The following is a 6,924-nucleotide window of genomic DNA, read 5'->3' as shown; positions in this document are numbered from 1 at the left end:
ATCGAGAAGCTCCGCTATCACAAGATCATTCTGATGGCGGACGCCGACGTCGACGGCCAGCACATCAACACCCTGCTGCTGACGTTCCTGTTCCGGTTCATGCGGCCGCTGGTGGAGGCCGGGCACGTGTACCTGTCCCGCCCGCCGCTGTACAAGATCAAGTGGGGTCGTGACGACTTCGAGTACGCGTACTCGGACCGTGAGCGCGACGCGCTGGTCGAGCTGGGCAAGCAGCAGGGCAAGCGGATCAAGGAAGACTCGATCCAGCGGTTCAAGGGTCTGGGCGAGATGAACGCCGAGGAGCTGCGGGTGACCACGATGGACGTGGACCACCGCGTGCTCGGCCAGGTCACGCTGGACGACGCGGCCCAGGCCGACGACCTGTTCTCGGTACTGATGGGCGAGGACGTCGAAGCACGACGCTCCTTCATCCAGCGCAACGCCAAGGACGTCCGCTTCCTCGACATCTGAGTCGGTCCGTCGCTGACCGCCTGAAAGGACTTGAAGACCAGCAATGGCCGACGAGAACACTCCCACCACCACCGAGACCCCCGAAGAGGAGCCGCAGCTGCGGATCGAGCCCGTCGGGCTCGAGACGGAGATGCAGCGCTCCTACCTCGACTACGCGATGTCCGTCATCGTGTCCCGCGCGCTGCCGGACGTACGTGACGGCCTCAAGCCCGTCCACCGGCGCGTGCTGTACGCGATGTACGACGGCGGCTACCGGCCCGAGAAGGGCTTCTACAAGTGCGCCCGCGTCGTCGGCGACGTCATGGGCACGTACCACCCGCACGGCGACTCCTCCATCTACGACGCCCTGGTGCGCCTGGCCCAGCCGTGGTCCATGCGCATGCCGCTGGTCGACTCCAACGGCAACTTCGGCTCTCCGGGCAACGACCCGGCGGCCGCCATGCGCTACACCGAGTGCAAGATGGCGCCGCTGTCGATGGAGATGGTCCGCGACATCGACGAGGAGACCGTCGACTTCACGGACAACTACGACGGCCGCAACCAGGAGCCGACGGTCCTGCCGGCGCGCTTCCCGAACCTCCTGGTCAACGGCTCCGCCGGCATCGCCGTCGGCATGGCCACCAACATCCCGCCGCACAACCTCCGCGAGGTCGCGGACGGCGCGCTGTGGTACCTGGCCAACCCCGAGGCCTCGCACGAGGAGCTGCTGGACGCGCTCGTCGAGCGCATCAAGGGCCCCGACTTCCCGACCGGCGCGCTGGTCGTGGGCCGCAAGGGCATCGAGGAGGCGTACCGCACCGGCCGCGGCTCCATCACGATGCGCGCGGTGGTCGCCGTCGAGGAGATCCAGAACCGCCAGTGCCTGGTGGTCACGGAGCTTCCGTACCAGACCAACCCCGACAACCTGGCGCAGAAGATCGCCGACCTCGTCAAGGACGGCAAGATCGGCGGCATCGCCGACGTCCGTGACGAGACCTCCTCGCGCACGGGCCAGCGCCTGGTGATCGTCCTCAAGCGGGACGCGGTCGCCAAGGTCGTGCTGAACAACCTGTACAAGCACACCGACCTCCAGACGAACTTCGGCGCCAACATGCTGGCGCTGGTGGACGGCGTGCCGCGCACGCTGTCGCTCGACGCGTTCATCCGCCACTGGGTGCACCACCAGATCGAGGTCATCGTCCGGCGTACGAAGTTCCGCCTGCGCAAGGCGGAGGAGCGCGCCCACATCCTGCGCGGCCTGCTCAAGGCGCTGGACGCGATCGACGAGGTCATCGCCCTCATCCGGCGCAGCGACACGGTCGAGGTCGCCCGTACCGGCCTGATGGACCTCCTGGAGATCGACGAGATCCAGGCGAACGCCATCCTCGAGATGCAGCTGCGCCGGCTGGCCGCCCTGGAGCGCCAGAAGATCGTCGCCGAGCACGACGAGCTCCAGGCCAAGATCAACGAGTACAACGCGATCCTGGCCTCCCCGGAGAAGCAGCGCGCCATCGTCAGCGAGGAACTGGCGGCGATCGTCGAGAAGTTCGGCGACGACCGGCGCTCCAAGCTGGTGCCGTTCGACGGCGACATGTCCATCGAGGACCTGATCGCCGAAGAGGACATCGTCGTCACGATCACCCGTGGCGGCTACGTCAAGCGGACCAAGACCGACGACTACCGCTCGCAGAAGCGCGGCGGCAAGGGCGTCCGGGGCACGAAGCTGAAGGAAGACGACATCGTCGACCACTTCTTCGTCTCCACCACGCACCACTGGCTGCTGTTCTTCACCAACAAGGGCCGGGTCTACCGCGCCAAGGCGTACGAGCTGCCGGACGCCGGCCGGGACGCGCGCGGCCAGCACGTGGCGAACCTGCTGGCCTTCCAGCCGGACGAGCAGATCGCGCAGATCCTCGCGATCCGCGACTACGAGGCCGCCCCGTACCTGATCCTCGCCACCAAGGCGGGTCTGGTGAAGAAGACGGCGCTGAAGGACTACGACTCCCCGCGTTCGGGCGGCGTCATCGCCATCAACCTGCGCGAGCAGGAGGACGGCAACGACGACGAGCTGATCGGCGCCGAGCTGGTGTCCTCCGAGGACGACCTGCTGCTGATCAGCAAGAAGGCGCAGTCCATCCGCTTCACGGCGACGGACGACGCGCTGCGCCCGATGGGCCGTGCCACCTCCGGTGTGAAGGGCATGAGCTTCCGCGAGGGTGACGAGCTGCTCTCGATGAATGTCGTCCGGCCCGGTACGTTCGTCTTCACCGCGACGGACGGCGGCTATGCCAAGCGGACCCCCGTCGACGAGTACCGCGTCCAGGGACGAGGTGGCCTCGGAATCAAGGCCGCCAAGATCGTGGAGGACCGTGGTTCCCTCGTCGGGGCCCTGGTGGTCGAGGAGACGGACGAGATCCTCGCCATCACGCTCGGCGGAGGTGTGATCCGTACGCGAGTCAACGAAGTCAGGGAGACCGGCCGTGACACCATGGGCGTCCAGCTGATCAACCTGGGCAAGCGCGACGCCGTCGTCGGCATCGCGCGGAACGCCGAAGCCGGCCAGGAGGCTGACGAGGTCGACGAGACCGACGCAGTCGAGGGTCAGGCCGAGGAAGCACAGGTCACCGAGGCCGCCGAGGGCACCGAGTCCTCGGCCGCGGAGCAGTAGGAGTAGAACGTGAGCGGAGCCACCGGCGCCGGATCGGCCACCACTGGAGAGAACGGTGCCGGTGGCCCCGCCGCGGACTCCCAGGGGGGAACCGTGACGGACACCCGCGGGCCGCAGCCCCAGGCTGCCGGTCCCTACCACCCGCCGCAGGCGTACGCGGCCCCTGCGGGGCCCGGTGCGCAGCGCGGCGAGCAGCAGCAGCGCGTGGCGCGCACGGGGGCCCGTACGACGCCCCGTACGCGCAAGGCGCGGCTGCGCGTGGCGAAGGCCGACCCCTGGTCGGTCATGAAGGTCAGCTTCCTGCTGTCGATCGCGCTGGGCATCTGCACGATCATCGCGGCGGCGGTGCTGTGGATGGTCATGGACGCCATGGGCGTCTTCTCGACCGTGGGCGGGACGATCAGCGAGGCCACCGGCTCCAACGAGAGCAACGGCTTCGACCTGCAGTCCTTCCTGTCCCTGCCGCGGGTGCTGATCTTCACGTCGGTGATCGCGGTCATCGACGTGGTGCTGGCCACCGCGCTGGCCACGCTGGGCGCCTTCATCTACAACCTGTCGGCGGGCTTCGTGGGCGGCGTCGAGCTGACCCTCGCCGAGGACGAGTAGGGCGCTCTGCTGGGGCCCTCGCAGGGCCGTGACCAGCGATTTGGGAACTACCGGGTCTGTGCGCTAATCTTCAGAGGTCAGCGCGCAGCGCGGAGGGGCTATAGCTCAGTTGGTTAGAGCGCATCCCTGATAAGGATGAGGCCACAGGTTCAAATCCTGTTAGCCCCACAGATCGGCAACGGCCCGACGGAGACTCTCCGTCGGGCCGTTGCCGTTGTGGGCCCCCGGTCGTTCCCTAGGTCACCGATCGGTATCGGTCGGTGTGTATAGTCGGGCGCCAGAAGTCCCCTACGTCAACGAAAGACGAGGTCGCGCGGTGAAGAAGCTGCTCCTGGTCGCACTGGCCGCCATCGGCGGGCTCCTCGTGTACCGCCAGATCCAGGCGGACCGCGCCGAGCAGGACCTGTGGACGGAGGCGACCGACTCCGTGCCGTCCGGCTCCGGTGTGTGAGACCGACCGAAGGCTGAGTCATGAAGCCCCGGCTGCCGCTGCGGCCGGGGCTTTGTGCTGTTCTGCGGTAGTTCGTTCGTTTTTGCTAACTTTCTGCTTGCGCTAGCAAACTCGGGGTGGGGCGTGATGAAGCACGGGTCGAGGCGACTGGTCGGTTCGCTGGTGGCGGGTGCCCTGGCGGCCGCCCCCGGGACGGCGTACGCGGCTCCGGAGCCCGTCCCGTCGTACGTGCCGCGCCCGGGGGCCGAGGCGGTCGAGGGCGGCGCCAGCACGGCGAACGGCCCCGAGCTGCGGGCCGGCCGGACGTACGAGGACACGCTGCCGGTGGGCACCGAGCGGTTCTACCGGGTGGAGCTCGACGGGAAGTCCAGCGTCTACGTCTCGGCGACGGTACGGCCGAAGGCGGACGCGAAGGTCAAGTACGGCGACGGCGTCGACGTGGTCCTGATGGACACGGGCGGCAAGGAGTGCACCAGCTCCGGCGCCGTCACCTTCGGCGGCGACCAGGCCCGGCCCCTCGCGGACCTCGCGGTGCGCCGGCTGGAGGAGGACGGCGACTGCCAGGCGGCCGGCACCTACTACGTGAAGGTCACCCGGGAGACCGACAAGGAGTCCGACCAGGGCGAGTGGCCCATGGAGCTCCAGGTCGTGCGGGAGCCGGGCCTGGCGGGCGGCAACGCGCCCACCACCGGCCCGAGCGCCTACCCGTCCGCTCCGGTCTCCGCTCCCGGCGGCGCGCCGGTGAAGCGTGCGGGCGGCACCGGGTTCAACGACGCGCGCGCCGTGGGGAAGGGCGTCTACACTGCGGACATCCGCCCCGGGCAGACCCTCTTCTACCGGGTGCCGGTGGACTGGGGGCAGCAGCTGAGCGTGGACGTGGAGCTGTCCGACGCCCAGATGACCAAGGACTCCGGCTACGCCTCCTACGGCCTCATCTCCGAGGTCTACACGCCCGTGCGGAACCTCGTGCACTCCACGAACGACACCTACAGCGGCAAGCAGTTGAGGCTGCCGCTCGGACCGCTGGCACCGGTCGCGTACGAGAACCGCTTCTCCGACAACAGCGACATGCGGCAGCTGCGCAGCGCCGGATGGCACTACCTGGCCGTCACGCTGAACCAGAAGGTCGGGGAGTTCACCACGGGCTCCGTCCCGCTCACGCTGCGGGTGAAGCTGACCGGACAGGCGGCCCAGGGACCGGCCTACGCCGAGCCGGAGCAGGCCACGAAGGCCGGCTTCGGGCTGACCGACGAGGACCGGGCGGCCGCCGACGCGGGGCAGACCGCGATCGAGGCCTCCGAGGCGGCCGACTCCCGCGCCACCATGCGGATCGTCGCGGCGGGCGGCATCGGTGCCGGGACCGTGCTGCTGCTGTGGCTCGGCGGCTGGACGCTGCTGGCGCGGCGCAGGGCCGCCGCGTAGGAGGCCCGGTACGGCGCCGGGTGGCTCAGGTCTGGGTGAGGGCCCAGAGGCCCACGGCGAAGCAGACCAGGGCGAGCAGCAGGACCGGTACGGCGACCTTCCTCGGGGGGCCGGGACGGGGCGCCGGGGGCTGCGTGGGCGGCGGGGTGGCCGGCGGGCCCGCCAGGGGGTGCGGGGCCGTGTAGGGCCGGGTGCTGTCCTGCTGGGGGAAGGGGCCGGCAGGGGCGCCGGGCGGGGGAGCCAGGTGGAAGCTGCCGGTCTCCGACATGGCCGGCTGGGGCGCGTACGGGTTCGCCGGGGGCGTCGCGTACGGGCTCCGGGCCATGGTTGCCGAGGTCTGGGTGGGTTCGCCGGGGGAGTACACCGTGGCGGAAGGGGTGGCCGCCGCCGGCGGGGGAGGTGTTTCACGTGAAACATCGGCCGGTGTGGGAGCGGCACTCGCGACGGGTGCCGGCCCCTCGGGGCCGAAGCCCCCGGGGAGGGGGCCCAGCTGGTCGAACACCTCGACCGGCTCCTCGTCTGGGCCGGGCTCGGGAAGCAGCTCCACGGCCGCCGTGAGGGCCTTGCGGGCCCCTGTGGCCGTACGGAAGCGGACCGCCGGGTCGGGCTGCAGGAGAGTGGCGATGACCTGCCACAGCGGCTCCGGAATGCCCTGTGGGGCACCCGGAGTTCCGTGGGCCATGAAGTGCTCCACGAGCGCCTGCGCGTCGGGCTTCTGGCCCTGCAGCAGGTAGAGGGCGACCAGTCCGACGGCGAACAGGTCGGCGGGGAAGTCGGGCTCCGCTCCCATCAGTTGCTCGGGTGCGAAGTAACCCGGTGTCCCCACGACGTAGTTGGTCTCCGTCAGGCGGGGCTCGCCCTTGCGCATGGAGATGCCGAAGTCCGAGAGCCGCAGGTGCGGCCGGCCGGTTCCGGTGGCCTCCAGCAGGATGTTGGCCGGCTTGATGTCGCGGTGCACGACGCCCTCCGCGTGCACCGCCTGCAATCCGGACAGCAGTTGGTCGAGCAGGGTGCAGACGAAGCGGGGCGGCAAGGGCCCGTAGTCGCCGATGACATGGGCGAGCGAGCCGCCGCTCACCAGGTCCATGGTGAACAGCACCTTGTCGTCGTCGGCCGCCCAGCTGGCGGGGGCCAGCACATGGGGGTGATCGATCCGCAGTGCCTGCTCACGGACGAAACGCAGCAGGGTGTGGGCGTCGCTCTGCTGGAGCACCTTGGCGGCCACGTACCGCTTCCGCCGCTGGTCCCAGGCCCGCCAGACCGCCCCGACCCCACCTCGTCCGATCGGATCGATCAGTTCGTACCGACCGGCGAAGACCTCACCCAT

Annotated in this window: 6 protein-coding genes and 1 tRNA gene; 6 read left to right on the top strand and 1 reads right to left on the bottom strand. The window is 69.7% G+C overall.

The window, feature by feature from the left end:
• From ACIQUQ_RS11070 to ACIQUQ_RS11045, 6 genes are all read left to right on the top strand, one after another.
• A partial coding sequence (locus tag ACIQUQ_RS11070) for a toprim domain-containing protein (RefSeq protein WP_403973811.1) occupies positions 1-471 on the top strand: 471 nt, incomplete at its 5' end.
• Positions 472-514: 43 nt separating this feature from the next.
• Complete coding sequence (gyrA, locus tag ACIQUQ_RS11065; protein ID WP_403973809.1) at positions 515-3,118, top strand: DNA gyrase subunit A; 2,604 nt, start codon at positions 515-517, stop codon at positions 3,116-3,118.
• A 93-nt stretch (positions 3,119-3,211) separates the two neighbouring features.
• A complete protein-coding gene (locus ACIQUQ_RS11060; RefSeq protein WP_403973807.1) occupies positions 3,212-3,724 on the top strand; it encodes a DUF3566 domain-containing protein in 513 nt (170 codons plus the stop codon).
• Between the two features lie 94 nt (positions 3,725-3,818).
• Positions 3,819-3,892 (top strand) — tRNA-Ile (locus tag ACIQUQ_RS11055).
• Positions 3,893-4,040: 148 nt separating this feature from the next.
• Complete coding sequence (locus ACIQUQ_RS11050) at positions 4,041-4,175, top strand: DLW-39 family protein (protein ID WP_208809277.1); 135 nt, start codon at positions 4,041-4,043, stop codon at positions 4,173-4,175.
• 126 nt (positions 4,176-4,301) lie between these two features.
• Positions 4,302-5,597 carry a hypothetical protein gene (locus ACIQUQ_RS11045; protein WP_403973805.1) on the top strand — a complete coding sequence of 432 codons (1,296 nt, stop codon included), beginning with the start codon at positions 4,302-4,304 and terminating at the stop codon, positions 5,595-5,597.
• A 25-nt stretch (positions 5,598-5,622) separates the two neighbouring features.
• On the opposite strand, the gene ACIQUQ_RS11040 is transcribed toward ACIQUQ_RS11045, so the two are convergent.
• Entirely contained in the window at positions 5,623-6,924 is a 1,302-nt protein-coding gene (locus tag ACIQUQ_RS11040) for a serine/threonine-protein kinase (protein ID WP_403973802.1), read from the bottom strand.

Source organism: Streptomyces sp. NPDC101118 (assembly GCF_044759445.1).
In the GTDB taxonomy this organism is placed as follows: Bacteria; Actinomycetota; Actinomycetes; order Streptomycetales; family Streptomycetaceae; genus Streptomyces.
The sequence above is the reverse complement of the archived record's forward strand: the minus strand, read 5'-3'. Positions and strand labels throughout refer to the sequence as shown.